The organism is Pseudomonas sp. D3-27, assembly GCF_051132165.1.
Classification (GTDB): domain Bacteria; phylum Pseudomonadota; class Gammaproteobacteria; order Pseudomonadales; family Pseudomonadaceae; genus Aquipseudomonas.
In genome coordinates, this window is the sequence record NZ_CP071667.1 from 5002508 (window position 1) to 5027260 (window position 24753).

The following is a 24753-nucleotide window of genomic DNA, read 5'->3' on the forward strand; positions in this document are numbered from 1 at the left end:
TAAGATCTGTCCCATCAACCCTGGAGTGCTGGTCATGAACCTCAACAGCCTGTTATGCAGCTTGCTCGCCGCCTACGCCTGCGGTGCCAGTGGCACCTATGAAAAACCTCGCCGCGAGGTTTAATTCTTTGCGCAACAAAGGGCAGGCTTTACTCTGGTCCGGTCATCGAATCGCGGAGTGAAGCATGTCCATAGCGTCTGTTTGTGTATTTTGCGGCGCCAGCACCGGCAGCCACCCGGCCTATCTGGAAGCGGCCCAGGCCCTGGGCCGTGCTTTGGCCGAACGAAAACTCACCTTGGTCTACGGCGGTGGCGCGGTCGGTCTTATGGGTGTCGTTGCCGATGCAGCCCTCGCCGCTGGCGGCGAAGTGATTGGCATCATCCCGCAAAGTTTGAAAGACAAGGAAATCGGTCACAGCGGCCTGACGCGCCTTGAAGTGGTAGACGGCATGCATGCGCGCAAGGCCCGCATGGCTGAGCTCAGCGACGCCATCATCGCCTTGCCCGGCGGGCTCGGCACCCTGGAGGAACTGTTCGAAGTCTGGACCTGGGGTCAGCTCGGTTATCACGGCAAGCCGCTGGGGCTGCTGGAAGTGAACGGTTTCTACAGCAAGCTCACCGGCTTCCTCGATCATATCGTCGGCGAAGGCTTCGTCCGCGCGCCGCATCGTGACATGCTGCAGGTGAGCGAATCTGCGCACACACTGCTCGATGCGCTGGACGAATGGCAACCGTCCGTGCAGCCAAAGTGGGCCGAACAAAAACCAAGCTAACGGCTCGGTCCCGATACAGGGCAGAATACGCGCCGCTCAACCTCACCTTCGACCCCAGAGGATCGCCCATGGCTAAACCCAATTATTCCTTCGCCAAACGTCAAAGAGACCTGGCCAAGGAGCAGAAGAAAGAGGAAAAGCTCCAGCGCAAGAAGGCTTCGGCTGAAGAAGCGGCCCTGAACCCGGACAGCGACGGCGACGGCGACGTGGCGGCAGAACACGATGTGGATGTGCCGAAAGACCAGGCACCCGACGCCTGAATTCAGCGTTCCGCCGATGCCCTGTGGAAGCGAGCTTGCTCGCGATGACGGTTTGCCTGGCCCTTCCATGCTGGCTGAACCGCCGCTTTGGCGAGAAGGCTCGCTCCCACGATGGATCTTCTTATGACTCCAGCGGCATCACCGTCACCCGAACATCCGGATCATGGGTACCGCCCCCCAGGATCACCCCGCGCAGCGGCGACACATCGGAAAAATCCCGCCCCCAGGCCAAGGTGATGTGTTCCAGCGCCGGCTGCACGTTGTTGGTCGGGTCGAAGTCCACCCAGCCCAGCACCGGGCAGAACACCGAGACCCAGGCGTGTGACGCATCGGCCCCGATCAGCCGGGCCTGGCCGGGCGGTGGCTGGGTCAGCAGGTAGCCACTGACATACCGCGCCGCCAACCCGCGGGAACGCACGCAGGCCAACATCAGATGGGCGAAGTCCTGACAGACACCCCGGCGTCGCTCCAGCACTTCTACCAGCGGTGTCGCGACCTGGGTGGCCTCGGCATCGAAGGTGAACTCCTCGAAGATTTTTTCCATCAGCGCCCGCACACCGACCATCAACGGTCGGCCGGCCGGGAAACAGCTCTCGGAAAACTCCACGAAGCTGCGCTTGAGATGCACGTAGGGTGATTCGAAACGGTAGCGGCACGCGTCCATCCATTGTGCCGTCAGGGGCCGGCCGCTGTAGGTCAAGGCGTTACCGGTCGACTCCCAGGCCGGCGACAGGTTGAAATCCAACGCGGGCCGCGCCAGCACCTCGACGCTCAGCCGGGCGTTGACCAGCAGCTCATCGTGAGGCCGCTCGAAAGCCAGGCGGGTCAGCGGGTTGCCGAATACATCGTGTTCGTCACGGCGGGTCGTCGGCTCCGGGCTGATGGACAGCTGTTGCTCGGTACAGCGCTGCCATTCGCAGTGTCTCGGCCATAGATGAGCCAGTTGCTGCGCGAGGGACACCGGGCTGTCGTAGTGATAATGGGTGTCGTGGAGGATCTGGTAACGGGCACTCATCAGACGGATACCGTGCGTTGGCTGACATCGTCAACGTGGGCGAAGTGTCGCAAGGCCAGGCGATCGGAGACCTGGGCGCTGACGTCGGCGACTTCCTGTAACAGATCGGCCAGGCCATCGACCGCCGCGCGCAAGCTGGCCTCACCGAACAGCGGATTCTCCAGGCACCGCAAGTCGAACCGCGAAAGGCGCGCCACCAACTCCGGCAGGGCGGTTTCTCTCGGCGCGGCAAAATCATCGTTCAAGCGCTTGAGGGTGCGCGCCACCAGTTTCAATTGGAAAAGCACCGCATGGGGGTTCTGTTCGTCCAGCAACAACAGGTCGAGCACCGGAATCAACTGCGCCACCGCCAGGTAGCGCGAGCGGTACGTGATACTGCTGTTGCCCAATTCCAACAACCATTCCAGCCCGGCCTGATCGAATACCGCCTCGCCCCGCAGGAACGCCGCCAGGCTGCTGCTGAGAAATTGCAAGCGCTCCAGGCGTCGGCCGATCATGAGAAAACGCCAACCCTCGTCGCGCGTCATGTCGTCCAAGGCGAACCCCGACAATGCGGCCAGGGACATCACCAGGCGGTTGAGGAAATCCAACAGCTCGCCGAAATCCGGCTCGCTGGTTTCCAGCTCCATGGCTTCACGCTGCAACTCCACCAGTGCCTGCCAGTTCTCCCGCGACAGCTTGCCGCGCACCTGCGAGGCCGCCCACTGCAAGCGCTGCAGGTTGGAGCGCAGGCTGAACGACCAGTCATCCCCCAGAACTGCAGCCAGCAAGCGCTCGGGCAATGCCCCCTCCTCAGGCAACAACATCAGGCTTTCGCCCAGAGACACCGCCGATTGCAAGGCCTGGGGGTCATCGCCATCGACGTACCGCGCCAACATGATCCGCAAAAGACGCGCACTGTCATCGCAACGCTCGCAGTAGCGACCGAACCAGAACAGGTTTTCCACCACCCGAGAGGGCAGGTACGGATCACGCCGCACCAGGTCGTGAACACCCACGGTACGCTGGGCCTTCCATTGCTCGCCGCCGGGTGCCTGCTCTCCAAGCACCCAGGTGTCCTTGCTGGCACCGCCGCGCTGCATCGATACCACTTCGGCATCGGCCTCGGCGGCCACTCGGGCCAGGCCGCCGGACAAGACCCGATAATCGTCTTTTCCCGCTACGGCATACACGCGCATGCCGATCGCCCGGGGCTGGAGCTGACCGTGTTCGGCCTGCCACACCGGAGCCTGGGACAGTTGCGCCAACTCTTGGGCGACATACGCATAGGGCCGAGCCTGCATGCGCGCCGCCAGCTGGCCGCGCTGCTCCTCGTTCAGATCGCGGCCGAACACCGGTGCGAAACTCTGGGAAAGAAACGCCGGCTTGATCAACAACTGGGGCAATTTCTCCAGCGCCTGGGCCAGCACCGGCGGCTCGCCGCACCACCACGTAGCGATGGAGGGCAGCAGCAGTTCTTCGCCGAACAGATACTGGTTGATCCGCGGCAGGAAGCCCAGCAGACCTGGCGATTCCAGCACGCCACTGCCCAGGGCATTGGCCACCAGTACCCGGCCCTGGCGCACCGCGTCCAGCAATCCGGGTACGCCAAGGGCCGAATCGGTGCGTAACTCCAGGGGGTCGCAGAAATCGTCGTCGAGCCGACGCATGATCGCGTGAACCCGGCGCAGGCCGCTGAGGGTCTTGAGGTACACCGTGGCGTCCCGAACGGTCAGGTCACCGCCCTCCACAAGGGGATAGCCGAGTTGGCGCGCCAGGTAGAGATGTTCGAAATAGCTTTCGTTGAATCGTCCCGGCGTGAGCAATACCACCAGCGGCGGCTCGCCATCGCTGGGGGCCTGTCGCGCCAGGGTTTCCTGCAAGGTGCGGAAGAAACCGGACAGATGCCGCACCTTCAGGTCGCGATAGAGATCGGGAAAGGCACGAGAGACGATCATGCGGTTTTCCAGCGCATAACCCGCCCCTGAGGGCGCCTGGGTCCGATCGGCGGTGACCCACCAGCGGCCGTCGGGCGCACGCGCCAGATCCACGGCATACAAGTGCAGGAAATCACCGTCCGGCGGAGCGATGCCCTGGCAAGGCCAGAGGAAATTGTTGTGTCCGAAGACCAGCTCCGCTGGCAGCAGCCCTTCACTGATCAGCCGCTGCGGTCCGTACAGGTCGGCCAGTACCGCATTGAGCAAACGCGCGCGCTGGGCAATGCCGGCCGACAACAGCTTCCATTCCTGGGCGTCGATGACGTGGGGCAGAAGGTCCAGCTCCCACGGCCGGTCGGCGCCCTTAGGGTCGGCATAGACGTTATAGGTGACACCGTTTTCCTGGATCTGCCGTGCCAGCAGTGCCTGGCGCTGGACCAATTGGCCCGGCGTGCTGCGCTGCAACTGGTCGAACAGCCGTTGCCAGTGCGCACGCACCGCGCCGCTGCCGTCCAGCAGTTCGTGATAGGTCCCCGTCGTCAGCGGGTAACGGTCAAGCAGGTCAGGCATGGAAAGCTCGGCAGGACAGCGATGATAGGTGAGACTAGCGCAAGCGCATGACGCCCGGATAGGTGTGTTTGTGTTGGATCCGACCTGGGTTTTCAGAGTGCAATCGTGGCGAGGGGATTTATCCCCCGCCACAAGGTCCAGCTAGCTTTTTGAGGTCCGGTGAAAGCGTCGCAGATCGAGCGTGAAGGGAAACTCGTCATCCACCGCAAGGCTGGGTATCGGCAATTTTCCGGGCGTATGTCCGATACGGAAGAATCGCGCCATCCGCCGGCTCTCCGCTTCGTTGGCGTTGACAGGCAGGCTGTCATAGTTGCGCCCGCCCGGATGCGCCACGTGGTATTGGCAGCCGCCCAGGGAGCGCTGCATCCAGGTGTCGAGCACATCGAAGACCAACGGCGCATGGACCGGGATGGTCGGCTGCAAGCAGTTGAACGGTTGCCACGCACGGAAACGTACCCCGGCGACAAACTCCCCCACCCGGCCGGTGGGCTGCAACGGCACCGGCACGCCATTGCAGGTCAGCAGGTAACGTTGTGGCGCCAGCCCCGTAAGCTTGATCTGCAACCGCTCCAGGGACGAGTCCACATAACGCACCGTGCCGCCCGCCGAGCCCTCTTCCCCCAGCACATGCCAAGGCTCCAGCGCCTGGCGCAACTGCAGCTCGACACCGTTGACTGCGTAGTCGCCCACTTTGGGAAAGCGAAACTCCAGGTGCGCGGCGAACCACTCGGCACGCAGCGGGTAGCCGGCGCCATTCAACTCTTCGATGACCTCGGCAAAATCCTGCTCGATTAAGTGCGGCAACAGGAAACGATCATGCAGCTCGGTGCCCCAGCGCGCCAGTTTGGCCGGTGCATAGGGCTCGCGCCAGAACCGCGCCACCAGCGCCCGCAACAGCAATTGCTGGGTCAGGCTCATGCGCGCGTGGGGCGGCATTTCGAAAGCGCGCAGCTCCAGCAAGCCGAGCCGTCCGGTGGCGCCGTCCGGCGAATAGAGCTTGTCGATGCAAAACTCGGCGCGATGGGTGTTGCCGGTGACGTCGATCAGCAGGTTGCGCAGCAGCCGATCCACCAACCACGGCGGGCATTCGTCGCCAGGCTGTGGCATTTGCGCAAAGGCTATTTCCAACTCATACAACGCATCGTTGCGCGCCTCGTCCACGCGCGGTGCCTGGGATGTCGGGCCGATGAACAATCCGGAAAACAGGTAGGACAATGACGGGTGGTTGTGCCAGTAGCTGATCAGGCTACGCAGCAAGTCCGGGCGCCGCAGGAACGGTGAATCTGCCGGTGTCGCGCCGCCCAGTACGAAATGGTTACCGCCACCGGTACCGGTGTGCCGGCCATCGATCAGGAATTTCTCGGTGGTCAGCCGGTTCAGTCGCGCTTGCTCGTAAAGAAACTCGGTGCGCTCGACCAATTCTTCCCAAGTTGCCGAAGGCTGCACGTTGACCTCGATGACACCTGGGTCTGGCGTGATACGAAAATTGCTCAGGCGCGGATCGCTCGGTGGCTCGTAGCCCTCCAACAAAACAGGGCAACCCAGTTCCTGCGCCGTCGCTTCGATGGCGCTGACCAACTCCAGGTAATCCTCGACCCGCTCCAGCGGTGGCATGAACAGGTACAGCCGCCCTTCCCTGGCCTCTGCGCAGAAGGCGGTGCGGGTCAGCCAATCGGCCGATTCGTCGACCTTTGGCACGCGCTCCTGTTCCAGCGCCGGCTCGCCGTGATGCTTCAACTGCTCGGTGTCGGGTAGCTCGGGCAAATCCTGGTTCGGGTCGGTGGGGTGGATGAACGGATATTCGGCCGCCGTCACCCACGGCTGAGACGCCAGCGGCAGGCGGTAGCCCAGTGGCGAATCCCCCGGCACCAGCCGGCAATGATCGTCGCGCAGGTACCAGCGCCCGCTTTGCCATTGGTCGCCCTTGGCGGTGCGTGCCAGCGGCAGGACCTGACCGACCACCTTGCCCAGCCCCTGGCTGAAGACCTTGCGCAATCGCGCCCGCTCCAACGGGTCTTCCAGACGGGAATCCTCAGCCGTCACGTTCGAAGGCAACGAGCCTTCGCGCCAGAGATAATGGAAATTATCCTCGTAGGCGGGAAACACGAATTGCGTGGGAATTTTCAAGCGTTCAGCGACACTCGCCAGAAAACGCCCAGCCAATTCGCCATCGGCGCCGTAGTCTTTTTTCTCGTCGGCAATCAACGCGCTGTCGTGCCAGATCGGCACCCCGTCACGCCGCCAATAGCAGTTGAGCGACCAACGCGGCAATTGCTCGCCGGGGTACCACTTGCCCTGGCCGAAATGCACCAGCCCCTGCGGCGCGTAATGTTCGCGCATGCGCTGGAACAATTCTGCGCTGAGGCGGCGCTTGTCCGGTCCAAGCGCCGCGGTGTTCCACTCGGCGCCGTCCGGGTCATCGATGGAAACGAAGGTCGGCTCACCGCCCATGGTCAGGCGCACGTCACCTTCCTGCAGGTCCGCATCGATCTGCCGACCCAACGCCTGGATCGCCAGCCATTGTTCTTCGGTGTAGGGTTTGGTGACCCGTGGCGCTTCCCAGATTCGCTCGACGGACATCTCGTGGCTGAACTCACACTCGCACGGTTCCACCAGGCCACTGATGGGCGCCGCCGAGGACGGATCAGGACTACACGCCAATGGGATATGCCCTTCGCCGGCGAACAACCCGGACGTGGCATCGAGGCCGATCCATCCGGCGCCGGGCAGGTACACTTCGCACCAGGCATGCAGGTCGGTGAAATCCACTTCCGTACCGGACGGGCCGTCGAGGCTTTTCACATCGGCGGTCAGCTGGATCAAGTAACCGGAGACAAAACGCGCCGCCAGGCCCAAGTGACGCAACAGCTGCACCAGCAGCCAGGCCGAGTCGCGACAGGAGCCGGACGCGTGCTCCAACGTATGCTCCGGCGTCTGCACGCCCGGCTCCATGCGGATCAGGTAGTTGATGTCTTCGCTCAAGCGCTGGTTGAGCGCCACCAGAAAGTCCACCGCTGGCAACGGCGTGCGGTCGACGCTGTCCAGATACGCCTTGAATTTCGGCGTCAGCGGAAGCTTTTCCAGGTAGGGCATCAGCTCGTGTTTTTCGTCAGCCGCATAGGTGAACGGGATTTTCTCGGCGTAAGGCTCGAGGAAAAAATCGAACGGATTGAACACCGCCATCTCGGCGACCAGATCGACCTCCACCCGCAGCTCATCTGTCTTTTCCGGGAACACCAGCCGCGCGAGGTAATTGCCCTGGGGATCCTGCTGCCAATTGATGAAATGCTGATCGGGGGAAACCTTCAGCGCGTACGAAAGAATGCGCGTGCGGCTATGGGCCGCCGGACGCAGGCGAACGATCTGTGGACCGAGTTCGGCAGCGCGCTCGTAGCGATAGTGTGTGACATGGTGCAAAGCGACATGGATCGACACGGCGTGCCTCCTGCGGAGCCTGGGCGTTATCGAAAGCGGCGCAAGACTTATGCCATGCAGGCAGGCCGGACACTTTCAACCTCTACTCAGGGCAGTAGAGCACTAAAACCGCGCGATGCCTGTATTGATCTGCGAAGGCCGCACATAAATGCGGCGCAGAGGGTAGCGAATCGACTCAGCGGCGCGGGCGCGAGGCCTTGGCGGACTGGATGATGCGTTCGCGTTGGTGACGGATTTCGATGAGTTCGCTGCGCATTTCCCGGTGGCGTTTGCTATTGAGCAGCAATAGCCCCAGTAGCGGCAACAGCACTGCAAACACGTAAACACCTTGGTGCGGTCCATAAGCGAACGTCGGCAGCACCGCCGCCAGGCAAGCGAGGAAATAACCCGCCACGCACCAGATCGCCCAGGCGCGCCCGCGTGCGATCATGAGATTGCCCAAGACCAGGACACTTACTAGAGCCAAAGTGCCGAGACCAACGTAGTTGCTCCTGACGGAAGGCTCCAAGGCACGCCAATAAGTACCTGCGCACAAAACGAGCAGCGTAGACCCGGAAAAGCAGCCCAGAAAGATCGCCCCCATGAACACCGGAAAATAACGGGCGAGGAACTGCCTCAGTGATCCGCCGCCGATCATTCCGTGAACTCCTCATACAGCCCGACGGCAACAGTCTTCACGGCGCCATCACCGGTATAACTGCCGATGATCCCCAAAGCGCCGCCGAGAGAATCCTTTATCTGAGTCAGCGTGGCATGCCTGATTTCAGCGGAGGAATAACGCTTGGGCAAGGCGCCCGCTCGTTGCTGCAGTTTAAGCAGCTTGGCGGTAAGACTCGGATCTTTCAGGGTCAACAATTCCTTTGTCAGTTTGCTGCGCTCCTGACGACTCAGGCCTTTGAGCAACTGATACCAGCTCTTCCCGGTGCCCGCTGCTTTGCTGGCCTTTAGCAGCCGAACAGTCGTGAGAGCCGAGCCACCGACGCCGACAAGGGAAACACCGTCAAGAATGGGGCTTACGATGTTGTACCAATCGGCGTCGTTCATCTCATCGTTGCCAGTAGGATTGGTCAACTCATTCGCCACCCGCATCCCGCCTATGACGCATTGCGCGGTACTGGCCGTCGCGGCAGCGGCGCCCAGCGCAACGACAAAGGCACTGGCCCCCGCCGTAAACGGCACAGCGACGCTCCCACTGAACACCACCACCCAACCGATGACAGCGGCGACACAGGAAAAACCGGCATTCATCGACTCAGTCCCGAGCTTTGACTCACGCGGGCTGCTTTTTACCTGATCGATGAATTGCTGCGGGGCGATGTACTTCTTGGCCTCGCGCAAGATGATTCGCTTGGGCGCGATGCTGCAAATCGGCTTGAATTCGCGCAGCGTCACTACGTTGTACTCGGAATCGATGTACACCACGCCCGCCCCGGCAATGTTGGGGTCGGCATCGATGGCGGCGAACAGACGTGGCAGGTTGACTTGGCTTTCAATGCGTTTGCGGGCCATGAACTGGGAGAAGTTCAGGTCCATGCCGATGCCCGTTGTAGCGCTGCTCATATGAATCGTCCTTGAAAATTGATGGATTTAATTCTTTCCACACAGAACCCCTGTGGCGAGGGAGCTTGCTCCCGCTCGGCGGCGAAGCCGTCGTAAACCGGCCGGCACGGTCTGCCTGGGAACATTGCATGGGATTGTTGGGGCCGCTTCGCAGCCCAGCGGGAGCAAGCTCCTTCGCCACAAAAAGCTATGCATCCGCCGTCACGCCGTTGGCGGTCGCCACGATAACAAACAGCCAGCACGCCCGCTAGAAAGCAAAACGCCAGCATTTAAGCTGGCGTTTTAGGTGGCGGATGATCAGCGCGGCACGACAGGCTTGCGCGCCGGCTTGGGCCCCTTGCCCTTGGCCGCGTCCTTGCGCTCCTTGGCGGCCTTCTGGTTGCGGGCGAACGCGGCGGCCTTGGCCTGCTCGCGCTTGTCCCAGGCATTGCCGCCATCACTGGCGCGCGGAGGCAGGCCGGTGTGCTGGGTCAGGATCTTCGTGGTTTCCTTGCCCACTTTGTGGCTGCCAGCCGGCGTCGAGTTCTTGCGACGAGCGCTCTGGTAGCTGTCGGTCGAAGGCTGATGCAGCGGGATCAACTGATGCTTGCCCGGCCCGATCAGGTCGGCGCGACCCATGCGGGTCAGCGCCTCGCGCAGCATCGGCCAGCCTTTCGGGTCGTGATAGCGCAGGAAGGCCTTGTGCAGACGGCGCTGGTCCTCGCTCTTGACGATGGTCACCGCGTCGCTCTTGTAGGTCACCTTGCGCAACGGGTTCTTGCCCGAGTGATACATGGCGGTGGCCGTGGCCATCGGCGACGGATAGAACGCCTGCACCTGGTCGGCGCGGAAGCCGTTGCCCTTGAGCCACAGCGCCAGGTTCATCATGTCTTCGTCGGTGGTGCCTGGGTGGGCGGCAATGAAGTACGGAATCAGGTACTGCTCTTTCCCCGCTTCCTTGGTGTACTTCTCGAACATCCGCTTGAACTTGTCATAGCTGCCAATGCCCGGCTTCATCATCTGGTTGAGCGGGCCTTCCTCGGTATGCTCCGGGGCGATCTTAAGGTAACCGCCGACGTGGTGCGTCACCAGCTCCTTGACGTATTCCGGCGACTCGACCGCCAGGTCGTAACGCAGGCCGGAGGCAATCAGGATCTTCTTCACCCCAGGCAAGGCCCGGGCGCTGCGGTACAGCTGGATCAGCGAAGAATGGTCGGTGTTCAGGTTCGGGCAGATGCCGGGGAACACGCAGGACGGCTTGCGGCACGCGGATTCGATTTCCGGGCTCTTGCAGGCGATGCGGTACATGTTCGCGGTCGGGCCGCCGAGGTCGGAGATGACACCGGTGAAGCCTGGAACCTTGTCGCGGATCTCTTCGATCTCGCGAATGATCGACTCTTCGGAACGGTTCTGGATAATCCGCCCTTCGTGCTCGGTGATCGAGCAGAAGGTGCAGCCACCAAAGCAGCCGCGCATGATGTTCACCGAGAAACGGATCATCTCGTAGGCCGGGATTTTCTCCTTGCCGTACGCTGGATGAGGAACACGTGCGTAAGGCATGCCAAACACGTAATCCATTTCTTCGGTGGTCATCGGAATGGGCGGCGGGTTGAACCAGACGTCGACTTCGCCGTGCTTCTGCACCAGCGCACGGGCGTTCCCCGGGTTGGTTTCCAGGTGCAACACACGGTTGGCGTGGGCGTAGAGCACCGCGTCGCCACGGACCTTTTCCACCGACGGCAGGCGGATCACGGTCTTGTCGCGGGTCATCTTCGGGCTCGCCAGGATCTGCACGACCTTGGCTTCGCTCGGGTCCTCAACCGGCCCCTTCTCTTGCTCGATGGCGCAAGCAGCGGTGTCCTGGGTATTCACGTACGGGTTGATGATCTTGTCGATCTTGCCCGGACGGTCAATGCGCGTGGAATCGACTTCATACCAGCCTTGCGGCGTGTCACGGCGGATGAAGGCGGTGCCGCGCACATCGGTGATGTCTTCGATCTTGTGGCCGTAGGACAGGCGCTGGGCGACTTCGACGATCGCTCGCTCGGCGTTGCCGTAGAGCAGGATGTCGGCGCAGGCGTCGATCAGGATCGAGTTGCGCACCCGGTCCTGCCAATAATCGTAGTGAGCAATGCGACGCAGGGACGCTTCGATACCGCCCAGCACAATGGGTACGTGCTTATAGGCTTCCTTGCAGCGCTGGCTATAGACCAGACTCGCACGGTCCGGCCGCTTGCCCGCCAGGCCACCTGGGGTGTAGGCGTCATCGGAACGGATTTTCTTGTCGGCGGTGTAGCGGTTGATCATCGAGTCCATGTTGCCGGCCGCGACACCGAAAAACAGATTAGGCTCGCCGAGCTTCATGAAATCGTCTTTGGACTGCCAGTTCGGCTGCGCAATGATACCGACACGAAAGCCCTGGGCTTCCAGCAAACGACCAATGATCGCCATGCCAAACGACGGGTGATCGACGTAGGCATCACCGGTCACGATGATGATGTCGCACGAATCCCAGCCGAGCTGATCCATCTCCTCCCTGCTCATGGGCAGGAACGGCGCCGGGCCGAAACATTCGGCCCAGTACTTGGGATAGTCAAATAACGGCTTGGCTGCTTGCATGTCGATGACCGGTATAAAGGATGAAAAATCGCGGGCGCGGAATATAGCACAAAAAATAACCAATTCCGACGGCTATGGTCGGAAATTGGTGGCGCTCCTATCGCGAGCAGGCTCGCTCCCACAGAGGAATGCATTCCAGGGTGGGAGCGAGCCCGCTCGCGATAGGGGCGGATCAGGCGACGAAGAACTTACTCATCATCATCAAAATTGTAGCTACCCGGCGCCAGGTTCTCGAAGCGTGTGTATTTGCCGATGAAGGCCAGGCGAACAAAGCCGATCGGGCCGTTCCGCTGCTTGCCGATGATGATTTCGGCGATACCCTTGTGCTCGGTCTCGGGGTGATACACCTCGTCACGGTAGACGAACATGATCACGTCGGCGTCCTGCTCGATCGCTCCGGATTCCCGCAAGTCGGAGTTCACCGGGCGTTTGTTCGGACGCTGTTCCAGCGAGCGGTTCAACTGGGACAGGGCCACCACCGGGCAGTTGAATTCCTTGGCCAGGGCCTTGAGGGAACGGGAGATCTCGGAAATCTCGTTGGTCCGGTTGTCACCGCTGGACCCGGGGATCTGCATCAATTGCAGGTAGTCGATCATGATCAGCGCGATGTCGCCGTGCTCACGCACCAGGCGGCGGGTCCGGGCGCGCATTTCCGATGGGCTGATCCCCGCCGTGTCGTCGATGAACAGCTTGCGGTCGTTGAGCAGGTTGACCGCCGAGGTCAGGCGCGGCCAATCGTCGTCTTCCAGTTGGCCGGAACGGACCTTGGTCTGGTCGATACGCCCCAGGGACGAGAGCATACGCATGATCAGCGATTCGCCTGGCATCTCGAGGGAGTACACCAGCACCGCTTTGTCGCTGCGCAGCACGGCGTTTTCCACCAGGTTCATCGCAAAGGTCGTCTTACCCATGGACGGACGGCCGGCGACGATGATCAGGTCGGACGGCTGCAGGCCGCTGGTCTTCTCGTCGAGGTCGGTGTAGCCAGTGGACAAACCGGTAATGGCGTTGTCGGTGTTGAACAAGGTGTCGATGCGGTCGATGGCCTTGGTCAACAGGTCGTTGACGCTCACCGGGCCGCCGGTTTTCGGTCGTGCCTCGGCGATCTGGAAGATCTGCCGCTCGGCTTCGTCGAGGATCTCGGCGGCGGTGCGTCCTTCCGGGTTGAACGCGCTGTCGGCGATCTCGGTGCTGATGCCGATCAGCTGACGCAAGGTTGCCCGCTCGCGCACGATCTGTGCGTACGCCTTGATATTGGCGACCGACGGTGTGTTTTTCGCCAGTTCGCCCAGGTAACCGAGGCCGCCGACTTGGGACGTCTGCCCTTCCTTGTCCAATTGCTCGGCCAGGGTCACGACGTCGATCGGCATGTTCTGGTCGGCCAGCCTGGCGATCGCGCGGAAAATCAGGCGGTGGTCATGCCGGTAGAAATCGCCGTCGGAAACTTGATCGAGCACACGCTCCCAGGCGTTGTTGTCCAGCATCAGGCCACCGAGCACGGCCTGTTCGGCCTCGATGGAATGTGGAGGCACCTTCAGGGCAGCGGTTTGCAGATCATATTGCTCGGGGGCGGTGATTTCGTTCATGGCCACGTCTGGTTATGAAATTCAGCAATTGCAGAAAGACAAAGGGCACGACCTGTAGACAGGATCGTGCCCGATGTTACCGGCAAGCACCCGAGGGTGCCAGCCGACAGGTGTTGCTTAGGCTGCTACCACGACAACGCGTACGGTGGCTTCAACTTCGGCGTGCAGGTGCACGGCTACGTCGAATTCGCCTACGTTGCGGATGGTGCCGTTCGGCAGACGAACTTCGCTTTTCGCAACTTCAACGCCGGAGGCGGTCAGTGCGTCAGCGATGTCGTGAGTACCGATCGAACCGAACAGCTTGCCTTCGTCGCCAGCGGTGGCAGTGATGGTCACTTCCAGCTCGGCCAGTTGGGCAGCACGGCTTTCAGCCGATGCCTTACGGTCTGCGGCGGCTTTTTCCAGCTCGGCGCGACGCTCTTCGAACGCAGCCAGGTTGGCAGCGGTCGCAGCGGTGGCCTTGCCGAAAGGCAGCAGGTAGTTACGACCGTAGCCGGCCTTAACGTTTACTTTGTCGCCCAGGTTGCCCAGGTTGGCGATTTTTTCCAGAAGGATCAGTTGCATGTGAAAATCCTCTAACTTTTAACCTTCACCGTTCGCGTTGTCGGCGTCTTTCGGCGCCATACGACCGCGAAAATCAATCAGGCTGTCGACGATGGCCAGGACCACCAGCAACGGATAGATCAGCTGCATGAACAGCAGCAACGTGACGTACAACCCCACCAGCCAGAATCTGGCCAGTCGCTTTTGCGCCACCAGCCCGTGAATCAGGGACAGGGCGGCAAAGACCAGCGGTACACTGCACAACGGCGTGAGCATTGCCATCTGCGGACCGAAGTTCGGCCCCAGAAGCATGCCCGCCAACAGCAACATCGCCAGCCCAAGCGGGAAACGGATGGCGCGAAACTCGCGACCAAAACCACCCGGGTTGTACAACAACGCCTGCCAGTAGCGCCCGATAACCAGGCTCAGCACACTGACGATCTGCAACAAGGCCGCAATCAGTCCGGTCAGGACGGGGGCGATCAGGGACGCGAAACGCGCCTGCTCTTCTACCGACATCCGTTGGTAGAGATCACCGAGTGCCTCGGGCAGGATTTTTATCAAAGCCTGCGACAGCATCTCGATCTGGGGCGCAAAAGCCACCCCGAGCACCACTGAAAACACCACACCTATCGCTATGCTGACCAGCAGCACGCGGTTCCAGGATTCGCTGGCGCGCAACACCAACGCCAGCGCCGAAGACCCCAGCAGCACCATGACTGCACGCGGGTCCGCGGAATACATCCACCAGAGCAAGGCTGGCAGAAGTCCCAGAGCAAGAACGCCCAAGGCGTCCCTCAATCCGCGCCGCAGGAGTACAAGACTCCCGGCGGCAGCACCCAACCAGTACAACAACGGCAATGCCGCACATCCAGCCACTACAAGAGTGGCCTGCATACGTCCCCGCATGATGAAGTCAGCTAAGGCGCGCATGCATTCAATCCCTTACTACTTGTCGACTGCCCGGTCTCAGCGGCCGTGGCTGTCGGTGTAGGCCAGCAGGGCCAGGAAGCGGGCGCGCTTGATAGCGGTGGCCAGCTGACGCTGATAACGAGCTTTGGTACCGGTGATACGGCTTGGAACGATTTTGCCGGTCTCGGATACGTAGGCTTTCAGAGTGTTGAGATCTTTGTAATCGATCTCTTTCACGTCTTCAGCGGTGAAGCGGCAGAATTTACGACGACGGAAGAAACGTGCCATGTGATTGGCTCCTTAAAAGGTCCGTGGATTACTCGTCAGCGTTATCGCTGTTGTCGCTGTCGCTATCGCTGTCATCGCCTTCGGCGCTGTCAGAATGCTCAGGACGGTCGCGACGCTCACGGCGCTCACTGCGGTTTTCTTCAGCCTTGAGCATCTCGGATTGGCCAGTGATGGCTTCTTCGCGACGGATGACCAGGTTACGGATCACTGCATCGTTGTAGCGGAAGTTGTCTTCCAGCTCGGCCAGGGCCTTGCCGGTGCACTCAACGTTCAGCATCACGTAGTGAGCCTTGTGAACATTGTTGATTGCGTAGGCCAGTTGACGACGGCCCCAATCTTCCAGACGGTGGATTTTGCCGCCGTCTTCTTCGATCAGCTTGGTGTAACGCTCAACCATGCCGCCGACTTGCTCGCTTTGATCCGGGTGGACCAAAAAGATGATTTCGTAATGACGCATGAATGCTCCTTACGGGTTGTAGCCTGCCGCTCAAAAACGGTCAGACAAGGAGTGAATGACACTTATGGACTTGAGGACGCTAGACACATAAGTGCCTGCCATCACAGCAAGGGGCGCAATTGTAGAGAAGGGCCGAGGGCGGCGCAAGGCAATTGGTGATTATTTGAACAGCGCCGTTCCTGGCCCTACACAAAACACTGTGGGAGCGAGCTTGCTCGCGATAGCGCCGTGTCAGTCGACATTTCCGTCACTGATACACCGTCATCGCGAGCAAGCTCGCTCCCACATTTTGACCGCGTCTGGATCAGGGCTTTTTGGCGGCCGACTTGGCGCCACGCTGGCGCTGGGCCTCGAACAGGCACACACCGGTGGCGACCGAGACATTGAGGCTGCTGACGCTGCCGGCCATCGGCAGCTTGACCAGGTAATCGCAATGCTCGCGGGTCAGACGGCGCATGCCCTTTCCTTCGGCGCCCATGATCAGGATGGTAGGGCCGGTCAAGTCCTGGTCATAAATACTGACCTCGGCCTCGCCCGCCGTGCCGACAACCCACAAGCCGCGCTGCTGGAGCTTTTCCAGGGTGCGCGCCAGGTTGGTCACTGCCACCAAAGGGATAACTTCCGCAGCGCCACAAGCGACCTTGCGCACGACCGGCGTCAATGTCGCGGACTTGTCCTTGGGCACGATCACCGCCAACGCACCGGCGGCGTCCGCCGAACGCAGGCAGGCGCCGAGGTTGTGCGGGTCGGTCACGCCATCCAGTACCAGCAACAACGGCGCGCCTTCGGTGCGATCGAGCAGCTCGTCGAGCATCGCCTCGCCCCAGACCTGACTCGGGCTGACCTCGGCCACGACGCCTTGATGCACGCCTTCGACCCAGGCGTCCATCTCGCGCCGCTCGGCCTGACCGACCGCAACGCGGTTTTCGCCGGCCAGCTCGACCAAGGTCTGGACACGCGGGTCGCTACGACCTTCCGCCAACCAGATCTGCTTGACCCGCTTGGGGTGGTGACGCAACAACGCCTCCACGGCATGCACGCCGTAGATTTTTTCCAACTGACTCATGATTTGGCCTTGGGTTTACGCGCCCCGCCACTCTTGGCAGGGGCCGAGCCTGCTTTCGGCGGGCCTTTACGGTGTTTGCTCGGCTTGCTGCTCGCCTTCTCCGGAGCCGACCGGCCGGCCTTGCCCCCGGACGCCGCTTTACCGCCGCTCTTGGCTTCGGCCAGCAAGGCCTGTTTCATTTCGCGACTCTTACGCAATTCGGCGTTTTTCGCCGCCGCATCGCTCGGACGATAGGCTTCGCCGGCCTTTTCCTTGGCCGGACCGCGACGTCCGGATTTGGACGGTGCGGGCTCGGCGGCGGTCTTGGCGGCAGGCGCTGTGGTTTCGGCGCCACGCTTCTTGCGGCCGATCGGTGCGCTGATGGTTTTTTCCGCCATCTCGAAGTCGATCTTGCGTTCATCCAGGTCGACGCGCATCACCCGTACTTCGACGGTATCGCCAAGACGGAAGCTGCGACCGGTGCGTTCGCCGGCCAGGCGGTGATGCACAGGGTCGAAGTGGTAGTAGTCACCCGGCAGCGCGGTGACATGCACCAGGCCTTCGACGTAGATATCGGTCAACTCGACGAACAGGCCAAACCCGGTCACGGCGGTGATCACGCCCGGGAACGACTCGCCAACGCGATCCTTCATGTACTCGCACTTGAGCCAGTTCACCACGTCGCGAGTCGCTTCGTCGGCGCGCCGCTCACTCATCGAGCACTGCTCGCCGAGTTGCTCCAGAGCCGCTTCGTCGTACGGGTAGATACGCGCCTTCGGAATGGTCATCGCACCGGCACGCTTGACGTGCGGGGTGTTCATCTTCGAATGGATCACGCTGCGGATGGCCCGGTGCGTGAGCAGATCGGGATAGCGACGGATCGGCGACGTGAAGTGGGTGTACGCCTCGTAGTTGAGGCCGAAGTGGCCCTGGTTATCGGCGCTGTACACCGCTTGGCTCAAAGAACGCAGCATCACAGTCTGGATCAGGTGGAAGTCCGGACGATCCTTGATACTCGCCAGCAGGGCTTGGTAATCCTTCGGCGTCGGACCTTCCTTGCCTTTGTGCAGGGACAAGCCAAGCTCACCGAGGAAGGCCCGCAATTTTTCCAGGCGCTCCGGCGGCGGGCCGTCGTGGACCCGGTACAAGGCAGGGATTTCATGCTTCTTCAGGAACTCGGCGGTAGCGACGTTGGCCGCCAGCATGCATTCCTCGATCAGCTTGTGGGCATCGTTGCGCACGGTCGGCCGGATTTCGGCGATCTTGCGCTCGGTACCGAAGATAATCCGGGTTTCCTGGGTTTCGAAATCGATCGCGCCCCGTACGTGACGCGCCGCCAGCAATACCTTGTACAGCGAATAGAGCTGCTTGAGGTGCGGCAGCACATCCGTGTATTCACCACGAAGCTTGCGCGACTCGGCCAGCTTCGGCGTTTCCAGCATCGCGCTGACCTTGTTGTAGGTCAGGCGCGCGTGGGAATGGATCACGGCTTCATAAAAGCAGTAGTCAGTCATCTCGCCGGCTTTGGAGATGGTCATCTCGCAAACCATGGCCAGGCGATCGACATGGGGGTTGAGCGAGCACAAGCCGTTGGACAGTTGCTCTGGCAACATCGGCACGACGCGCTCGGGGAAATACACCGAGTTGCCGCGCACCTGGGCTTCAGCGTCCAGCGCCGAGCCGAGCTTCACGTAGCTGGAAACGTCGGCAATGGCCACATACAACTTCCAGCCGCCGGAGAACAGGCGCAACTTGCCGGGCCGGGCTTCGCAGTAGACCGCATCGTCGAAGTCCCGGGCGTCTTCACCGTCGATGGTGACGAACGGCAGGTGACGCAGGTCGATGCGCTTTTCCTTGTCCTTCTCTTCAACTTCCGGCTTGAGCTTGGCGGCCTCTTTCAGGACCGCTTCAGGCCAGACGTGAGGAATGTCGTAGGTGCGCAGGGCAACGTCGATTTCCATGCCCGGCGCCATGTAGTTGCCGACCACTTCCACCACATCGCCCTGAGGCTGAAAGCGCGGGGTTGGCCAGTGAGTGATCTTCACCTCGACGAACTGCCCGATCTGCGCGTTGGCGTTGCGACCTGGGGTGACCAGCACTTCCTGCTGGATCTTCGGGTTGTCGGCGACGACGAAGCCGATGCCACCTTCCTCGAAATAACGCCCCACGATGGTTTCGTGCGCACGGGACACCACTTCGACGATCACGCCTTCACGGCGCCCGCGCCGGTCCAGGCCGGACACCCGGGCCAGCGCACGGTCGCCATCGAACACCAGGCGCATCTGCGCCGGGCTCATGAACAGATCGTCGCTGCCATCGTCGGGGATCAGGAAACCGAAACCGTCGCGGTGACCGGCGATACGGCCCAGGATCAGGTCGAGCTTGTCGACCGGAGCATAAGTGCCACGCCGGGTGTAGATCAGTTGAGCATCGCGCTCCATGGCACGCAGACGGCGGCGCAGGGCTTCGAGCTGGTCCTCGGTGGTCAGGCCGAACTCTTCGACCAGCTGCTCACGGCTAGCAGGCGAACCCCGATCGGCGAGATGCGCCAGGATCAGTTCGCGGCTAGGAATAGGGTTTTCATATTTTTCCGCTTCACGAGCGGCCTCGGGATCGAGGGACTGCCAATCGGCCATTAGAGAGTTTTCACCTTGTCTATATGCGGGTTAGTTTGGCATAGGCGTAATGAAACGGGAAATTTCAAGCAGCAGATGCCTTTTCTAAAGTCTTTCGACCGGCCTTTGAAGCCCCTGATTGCACCGCTCGTGAAATTTAGCGTTTTTTTTGTTCCTGGGGGTTTACAGTTAAAAACACGCTCCGTATAGTGCGCGCCATCGACGACGCACTCACGTTGCCGATATTGCCCAGATGGTGAAATTGGTAGACACGCCAGCTTCAGGTGCTGGTGACCGCAAGGTCGTGGAAGTTCGAGTCTTCTTCTGGGCACCAATTTCGAGCAGCAGGTCAACGGCCTGCCAGCCTCACAAAAACCCGCGAAAGCGGGTTTTTGCGTTTCAGGCCCCTGGAATGTGTTTGGCAATTATCAAAATAAAAACAGGGGTTTACAGATCAAAACGCGCTCCGTATAGTGCGCCACATCAACAGCGGCAACGCTGCAGATGCTGCCCAGATGGTGAAATTGGTAGACACGCCAGCTTCAGGTGCTGGTGACCGCAAGGTCGTGGAAGTTCGAGTCTTCTTCTGGGCACCAAATTCAAGCTTCAAGGTTATACGCCTTGAACCTCACAGAAACCCGCGAAAGCGGGTTTTTGCGTTTCCGGCACCCGAAAACTCCCTCGCCACAACGCACATGAGAAACAATATCGTTTATCATTGTTACAAGTTTTTGCTACACGACAGTGAGGAACCCCGCGAATGATGTTTCGAACCACCCTGCGCCGCGCCCTGACCTGCACCCTGCTCGGCCTGACCCTCGCAACACCCCTCACCCAAGCCGCCGACAAAATTGAACTGACACTCTATAACGGCCAACACAAAGAAGTCGGCGATGAACTGGCCAAGGCCTTCGAAGCCAAGACTGGTATCCACGTCAACGTTCGCAAGGGCAGCAGCAACCAGCTCGCCAGCCAAGTCGTCGAGGAAGGCGACCGCTCCCCGGCCGATGTGATCTATACCGAAGAATCGCCGCCGCTGAACAAACTTGGTGAACAAGGTCTGCTGGCGAAGATCGACGATGCGACCCTCAACGTGCTTCCCAAGGATTATGTCGCCAGCAACGGCTCCTGGATGGGCGTGACCGCTCGCGTTCGCGTGGTTGCCTATAACCCCAAACTGATCGATGAAAAGGACCTCCCGAAAACCGTCCTCGATTTCGCCCAGCCACAATGGCAAGGCAAGGTCGGCTTCGTACCGACCAGCGGCGCATTCCAGGAACAAGCCGTTGCGATCATCAAATTGCACGGCAAGGAAGCCGCCGAAGAATGGCTCACCGGGCTACGTGCGTTCGGCAAGGTCTACAGCAACAACATGGTCGCCCTCAAAGCCGTGGAGAACGGTGAAGTGGCGACGGTCCTGGTGAACAATTACTACTGGTTCGCCCTGCAGCGGGAGAAGGGACAGCTGGATTCCAAGCTGCATTACTTCACTGGCGGTGATGCCGGTGGCCTGGTCACCGTCTCCAGCGCCGCGGCACTGAAATCCAGCAAACACCCCAAGGAGGCCCAACAGTTGCTTGCCTATATGGCCAGCGAGGAGGGGCAGCGGGTGATTACCCAGACGTCCGCCGAATATCCTTTGCACAAGGGCATGACGTCGGATCGCGGCCTCAAGCCGTTCAATGAACTGGAGCCGCCAAAAGTGACGCCCGCCGACCTGGGTAACGCCGAAGAAGCATTGGAGCTGGAACGTGAAGTCGGCTTGAACTGATGATGTCGTCGCTGAGCGCCTCTCCTCCAGCCGGGGTCTACGTGCCCCGGCGCAAGCGCCCCTCGATCGGGTTGCTGCTGCCCGTGCTGCTGCTCGTTTTGCTGAGCCTGCTGCCACTGCTCTACGTCGTCACCAAGACCTGGCAGGCCGGCTGGACCGAGGCACTGCATCTGTTGTGGCGGCCCTATGTATTCGGCTTGCTGCGCAACACCTTGGCGTTGATGGCCGGCGTCACGCTGGCCTGCGGCATCGTCGGCCTGTCCCTGGCCTGGCTGCTGGAACGCAGCAACCTGCCGGGGCGTCGTATCTGGGGCGTTGTCTTGTGCCTGCCGTTCGCCGTGCCGGCGTTTGTCAGCAGCTTCACCTGGGTATCCCTCAGTGCGCAATTCGAGGGATTGGGCGGGGCAATCCTGGTGATGACCCTGTCCAAATACCCACTGATTTTCCTCCCCGTGGCCGCAACGCTGCGCAACCTCGACCCGTCCCTCGAAGAGTCTGCCCGCACCCTGGGGCAAAATCGCTGGGGCGTGTTCTTTCGCGTCACGCTCCCGCTGCTCTGGCCTTCGCTGCTGGCCGGTTCGTTGCTGATTGCCCTGCACATGCTGGTGGAGTTCGGCGCACTGTCAATCATCGGGCTGCAGACCTTCACCACAGCCATCTATCAACAATTCGAGCTGGAATTCAGTAACGCCAATGCCGCCATGTTGTCGGCGGTATTGCTGACGCTGTGCCTGGTCCTGTTGTGGCTGGAACTGCGGGTGCGCGGCAAGGGGCGCCATGTGCGCACCGGGCAAGGCGCGGCACGCCAGGCCGAACAAGTACGCCTGGGCCGGTGGATGCTTTGCGGTCAACTGTATTGCCTGGCGTTGGCGATCATCGGCAGCGGTATCCCGCTGGGAATGCTGGCGTATTGGCTGGCCGTGGGCACTTCCGCGGCATTCCCGGCGGGCGAGATCGGCGAAGCGCTGCTGTCGTCCCTGGCGCTTTCGCTGGGCGGCGCCGCCCTCTGCCTCGTATTGGCGGTACCGGTGGGCCTGCTGGTGGTGCGTCACAAGGGGCGGCTGGCGATCTGGGCCGAGCGCCTGCCCTACTTGCTGCACGCGCTGCCGGGCCTGGTCATCGCCCTGAGCCTGGTGTATTTCGCCCTGCACTACGTGCCCGCGCTGTACCAGACTTCCGGCCTGCTGCTGATTGCCTATGCGCTGCTTTTCCTGCCGCTGGCCCAAGCACCGGTGCGTACGGCGCTGAACAAGGCCGCCCCACAACTGGAAGAAGCGGCGCGGACGTTGGGGGCTTCGTCGCTCGGTGCGTTTTGTCGGGTGACCCTGCCGATCATCTTCCCGGCCCTGGGCGCGGCGTTCGCCCTGGTGTTCCTGGATGCGATGAAGGAATTGACCGCGACGCTGTTGCTGAGCCCGACCGGACTCAACACGTTGGCGACGGCGGTCTGGGCACATACGTCGAATGTGGAATTCGCAGCGGCGGCGCCCTATGCGGCGCTGTTGATTCTGGTGTCGGGGTTGCCAGTCTATTTGCTGACGACGCGGATGTATCTGAGTCGCTGAGTCCGCTTTCGCAAGCAGGCTCGCTCCCACAAAGTTGGTGTGGACACCCGTTTTGTAAACGGCAATAAACCTGTGGGAGCGAGCCCGCTCGCGAAGGGCCCGCCACAACCTCGAATCAAGCCCTGAACTGACCCAGGCTGGCCTTCAACTGCGCCGCCAGTTTATCCAGCACCTTGCCGCTGGCCGTGGTCTCGACCACCGCCTGGGCAGCCTTCTCGGCCTGGGCGTGAATGGTCTCAACCCGGCCGCGTACCGCTTGCGCGCCCTGGGCTTGATGCGCGGCTGCTTGAGTCGCCAAGCCGATGGCCGCGTGAACCTGCTCGACCGACGCCTGCACCGACTGCTGCAGCCGCGCGCTGTCACGCAACACTGACAGACCTTCATTGGCCTGCCGTCCCGCTTGGCCGATGGCCGCCACGGCTTCGCGCGCGCCTTGTTGCAAGGCCACGATGTGCGCCTGGATATCGCCCGTCGAGCTCTGGGTCTTGCTTGCCAGCGCCCGCACTTCATCCGCCACCACCGCGAAGCCGCGTCCGGTCTCCCCGGCGCGCGCCGCCTCGATGGCCGCGTTCAGGGCCAACAGGTTGGTTTGCTCGGCAATACCATGGATCACCGTCAACACGACTTCGATCTGCTCGCTCTGCTGGGCCAGCCGTTCGATGACTTTCGCCCCCGTGTCGACCTGCCCGGCCAACGCTTCGATCAAGCCGCCGACCTTGGCTGACGTGCGGGTGGTTTCATCGGTGGCCTGACGGATCTCCGCTACCTGTTGCAAGGCCGCCTGCATCGCCTGGCTTTCCGATTGAGCCTCATCGGCCATCTGCGACAGCGCACGCAGGCTCTCGGCCACTTCATCGCGCTGCATGCCGGCCGCCGCGTCGGCGCCCGAGTTGCGCAGCGTCATCGCGCCGATCTCCTGACCGGTACGCTGGGCCACATCGCCCGCCTCGCGCACGATGGGTTGCAATTTATCCACAAAGCGGTTGACCGCCGAAGCCATGTCGCCGATTTCGTCTTTGCTGTTGATTTGCACGCGCTTGGTCAGGTCACCCTCGCCCGCCGCCAGATCGTTCATCGCGGCGATCAACAACTTCAAGCGATTGACCACCCGACGCCCCAGCACCACGGCCAACAACACCAACACGCCCAACCCTACCAACGCCAGGCCCAGGCCGATGCGCCAACGCAAGGTCTCTGCGGCTTCTTGAACCGTGACGGCGGTATTGGTCTGCATATCGGTGGCGGTGGCCTGCGCCGAGCCCAGGCGGCCACGCATGGCTGCGGCACTGTCGGCAGCCGCGCCCTTGAGGCTGTCGCCCACCAATTGATCGCTGCTGGCAATCAGCGCGGAGAAGCGCTGGTCGAGCGCCTTGAGGTCGGTTTCCACCGAGGCGGTGGAAACGCCCATCAGCACCTTGCCGATCTCGACGCCATTGGGGTTGATCGACGCTTCGAGGTAATAAACCGATGGATCGTTCTTCGCCGCATCCAATACTTTATCCAACGCCCGATCGCCCTTGCCCTTTTCCAGCAGGGCCTTGTTGATCGGATTTTCCCGGTTCAGGTAGCGAGTCAGGTGTTCCCCTGCGGCGTCGTCATAGATGACGAACAGTACATTGGGATTGCGCTGGGCCCGACGGGCGAATTCGGACAGGGTGGGCACGTCGCTGTCCCACATTGCCCGGGGCGCGACCGAGGCCAGAAGCTGCGCCATATCATTGGCGGAATCCCTCAGGTCTTTTTCCAGGGTCGCACGCAGTTGAGCCTGCTCTTCCTTCAGACGGGAAGACAACCCCGCGGTCAATCGCTGGCGGATACTGGTGGACAAGCTGTCCAGGCTGGAG

18 protein-coding genes, 2 tRNA genes and 1 pseudogene are annotated in these 24753 nt (G+C 61.5%); 6 read left to right on the plus strand and 15 right to left on the minus strand.

Going from position 1 to position 24753, the window contains the following annotated elements; all coding sequences use genetic code 11:
- Positions 1 to 185 precede the first annotated feature (185 nt).
- A complete protein-coding gene (locus tag J3P92_RS22530; RefSeq protein ID WP_434649111.1) occupies positions 186 to 773 on the plus strand; it encodes a TIGR00730 family Rossman fold protein in 588 nt (195 codons plus the stop codon).
- A gap of 68 nt (positions 774 to 841) precedes the next feature.
- Complete coding sequence (locus tag J3P92_RS22535) at positions 842 to 1033, plus strand: hypothetical protein (protein ID WP_434649113.1); 192 nt, start codon at positions 842 to 844, stop codon at positions 1031 to 1033.
- Between the two features lie 121 nt (positions 1034 to 1154).
- Here the strand turns inward: J3P92_RS22535 and J3P92_RS22540 are convergent, their stop codons facing one another.
- The 13 genes from J3P92_RS22540 to rnr all read right to left on the minus strand — a co-directional run bounded on the left by J3P92_RS22540 (position 1155) and on the right by rnr (position 19594).
- Entirely contained in the window at positions 1155 to 2048 is an 894-nt protein-coding gene (locus J3P92_RS22540) for a transglutaminase family protein (protein ID WP_420766205.1), read from the minus strand.
- Positions 2048 to 4534 (minus strand): circularly permuted type 2 ATP-grasp protein, encoded by a 2487-nt coding sequence (locus J3P92_RS22545; protein WP_434649115.1) that lies wholly within the window; start codon positions 4532 to 4534, stop codon positions 2048 to 2050. Before J3P92_RS22545 ends, J3P92_RS22540 begins: the two co-directional genes overlap by 1 nt.
- A 141-nt stretch (positions 4535 to 4675) precedes the next feature.
- Entirely contained in the window at positions 4676 to 7969 is a 3294-nt protein-coding gene (locus J3P92_RS22550) for a DUF2126 domain-containing protein (RefSeq protein WP_434649117.1), read from the minus strand.
- A gap of 175 nt (positions 7970 to 8144) precedes the next feature.
- Entirely contained in the window at positions 8145 to 8606 is a 462-nt protein-coding gene (locus J3P92_RS22555; protein ID WP_420766202.1) for a hypothetical protein, read from the minus strand.
- Positions 8603 to 9529, minus strand: coding sequence for an NAD synthetase (locus tag J3P92_RS22560; RefSeq protein ID WP_420766201.1), 927 nt, complete (start codon positions 9527 to 9529; stop codon positions 8603 to 8605). Before J3P92_RS22560 ends, J3P92_RS22555 begins: the two co-directional genes overlap by 4 nt.
- Before the next feature lie 297 nt (positions 9530 to 9826).
- Positions 9827 to 12127, minus strand: a complete 2301-nt coding sequence (locus J3P92_RS22565; RefSeq protein ID WP_420766200.1) for a YgiQ family radical SAM protein — start codon at positions 12125 to 12127, stop codon at positions 9827 to 9829.
- A gap of 188 nt (positions 12128 to 12315) precedes the next feature.
- Positions 12316 to 13713: a replicative DNA helicase gene (dnaB, locus tag J3P92_RS22570; protein WP_420766199.1), complete on the minus strand. Its 1398-nt coding sequence runs from the start codon at positions 13711 to 13713 to the stop codon at positions 12316 to 12318.
- Between the two features lie 117 nt (positions 13714 to 13830).
- Complete coding sequence (rplI, locus tag J3P92_RS22575; RefSeq protein WP_003186385.1) at positions 13831 to 14277, minus strand: 50S ribosomal protein L9; 447 nt, start codon at positions 14275 to 14277, stop codon at positions 13831 to 13833.
- Between the two features lie 18 nt (positions 14278 to 14295).
- A complete protein-coding gene (locus J3P92_RS22580; RefSeq protein WP_420766198.1) occupies positions 14296 to 15189 on the minus strand; it encodes a hypothetical protein in 894 nt (297 codons plus the stop codon).
- A gap of 36 nt (positions 15190 to 15225) precedes the next feature.
- Complete coding sequence (gene rpsR / locus J3P92_RS22585) at positions 15226 to 15456, minus strand: 30S ribosomal protein S18 (RefSeq protein WP_002551829.1); 231 nt, start codon at positions 15454 to 15456, stop codon at positions 15226 to 15228.
- Between the two features lie 28 nt (positions 15457 to 15484).
- Positions 15485 to 15913: a 30S ribosomal protein S6 gene (gene rpsF, locus J3P92_RS22590; RefSeq protein ID WP_420766197.1), complete on the minus strand. Its 429-nt coding sequence runs from the start codon at positions 15911 to 15913 to the stop codon at positions 15485 to 15487.
- 304 nt (positions 15914 to 16217) lie between these two features.
- Positions 16218 to 16979 carry a 23S rRNA (guanosine(2251)-2'-O)-methyltransferase RlmB gene (gene rlmB / locus J3P92_RS22595; RefSeq protein WP_434560962.1) on the minus strand — a complete coding sequence of 254 codons (762 nt, stop codon included), beginning with the start codon at positions 16977 to 16979 and terminating at the stop codon, positions 16218 to 16220.
- Positions 16976 to 19594, minus strand: coding sequence for a ribonuclease R (rnr, locus tag J3P92_RS22600; protein ID WP_434560964.1), 2619 nt, complete (start codon positions 19592 to 19594; stop codon positions 16976 to 16978). The genes rlmB and rnr overlap by 4 nt, the downstream gene beginning before the upstream one ends.
- A 226-nt stretch (positions 19595 to 19820) precedes the next feature.
- Here rnr and J3P92_RS22605 point away from each other — a divergent pair.
- From J3P92_RS22605 to J3P92_RS22620, 4 genes are all read left to right on the plus strand, one after another.
- Positions 19821 to 19907, plus strand: a tRNA-Leu gene (locus tag J3P92_RS22605).
- Between the two features lie 175 nt (positions 19908 to 20082).
- Positions 20083 to 20169, plus strand: a tRNA-Leu gene (locus J3P92_RS22610).
- A gap of 164 nt (positions 20170 to 20333) precedes the next feature.
- Entirely contained in the window at positions 20334 to 21344 is a 1011-nt protein-coding gene (locus J3P92_RS22615) for an extracellular solute-binding protein (protein WP_420766194.1), read from the plus strand.
- Entirely contained in the window at positions 21344 to 22909 is a 1566-nt protein-coding gene (locus tag J3P92_RS22620; RefSeq protein WP_434608079.1) for an ABC transporter permease, read from the plus strand. The genes J3P92_RS22615 and J3P92_RS22620 overlap by 1 nt, the downstream gene beginning before the upstream one ends.
- 115 nt (positions 22910 to 23024) lie before the next feature.
- On the opposite strand, the gene J3P92_RS22625 is transcribed toward J3P92_RS22620, so the two are convergent.
- Positions 23025 to 23909, minus strand: a complete 885-nt coding sequence (locus J3P92_RS22625; protein WP_434564156.1) for a methyl-accepting chemotaxis protein — start codon at positions 23907 to 23909, stop codon at positions 23025 to 23027.
- Between the two features lie 21 nt (positions 23910 to 23930).
- Positions 23931 to 24623 (minus strand): annotated as a pseudogene (locus J3P92_RS22630) (methyl-accepting chemotaxis protein); the annotation flags it as partial.
- Positions 24624 to 24753: the final 130 nt, after the last annotated feature.

Excerpts from the sequence above, each read along its gene's own strand:
- J3P92_RS22530 (WP_434649111.1), top strand. The coding sequence starts at position 186 with ATGTCCATAGCGTCTGTTTGTGTATTTTGCGGCGCCAGCACCGGCAGC.
- J3P92_RS22535 (WP_434649113.1), top strand. The coding sequence starts at position 842 with ATGGCTAAACCCAATTATTCCTTCGCCAAACGTCAAAGAGACCTGGCC.
- J3P92_RS22540 (WP_420766205.1), bottom strand. The coding sequence starts at position 2,048 with ATGAGTGCCCGTTACCAGATCCTCCACGACACCCATTATCACTACGAC.
- J3P92_RS22545 (WP_434649115.1), bottom strand. The coding sequence starts at position 4,534 with ATGCCTGACCTGCTTGACCGTTACCCGCTGACGACGGGGACCTATCAC.
- J3P92_RS22555 (WP_420766202.1), bottom strand. The coding sequence starts at position 8,606 with ATGATCGGCGGCGGATCACTGAGGCAGTTCCTCGCCCGTTATTTTCCG.
- J3P92_RS22560 (WP_420766201.1), bottom strand. The coding sequence starts at position 9,529 with ATGAGCAGCGCTACAACGGGCATCGGCATGGACCTGAACTTCTCCCAG.
- J3P92_RS22565 (WP_420766200.1), bottom strand. The coding sequence starts at position 12,127 with ATGCAAGCAGCCAAGCCGTTATTTGACTATCCCAAGTACTGGGCCGAA.
- dnaB (WP_420766199.1), bottom strand. The coding sequence starts at position 13,713 with ATGAACGAAATCACCGCCCCCGAGCAATATGATCTGCAAACCGCTGCC.
- rplI (WP_003186385.1), bottom strand. The coding sequence starts at position 14,277 with ATGCAACTGATCCTTCTGGAAAAAATCGCCAACCTGGGCAACCTGGGC.
- J3P92_RS22580 (WP_420766198.1), bottom strand. The coding sequence starts at position 15,189 with ATGCGCGCCTTAGCTGACTTCATCATGCGGGGACGTATGCAGGCCACT.
- rpsR (WP_002551829.1), bottom strand. The coding sequence starts at position 15,456 with ATGGCACGTTTCTTCCGTCGTCGTAAATTCTGCCGCTTCACCGCTGAA.
- rpsF (WP_420766197.1), bottom strand. The coding sequence starts at position 15,913 with ATGCGTCATTACGAAATCATCTTTTTGGTCCACCCGGATCAAAGCGAG.
- rlmB (WP_434560962.1), bottom strand. The coding sequence starts at position 16,979 with ATGAGTCAGTTGGAAAAAATCTACGGCGTGCATGCCGTGGAGGCGTTG.
- rnr (WP_434560964.1), bottom strand. The coding sequence starts at position 19,594 with ATGGCCGATTGGCAGTCCCTCGATCCCGAGGCCGCTCGTGAAGCGGAA.
- J3P92_RS22615 (WP_420766194.1), top strand. The coding sequence starts at position 20,334 with ATGATGTTTCGAACCACCCTGCGCCGCGCCCTGACCTGCACCCTGCTC.
- J3P92_RS22620 (WP_434608079.1), top strand. The coding sequence starts at position 21,344 with ATGATGTCGTCGCTGAGCGCCTCTCCTCCAGCCGGGGTCTACGTGCCC.
- J3P92_RS22625 (WP_434564156.1), bottom strand. The coding sequence starts at position 23,909 with ATGGCTTCGGCGGTCAACCGCTTTGTGGATAAATTGCAACCCATCGTG.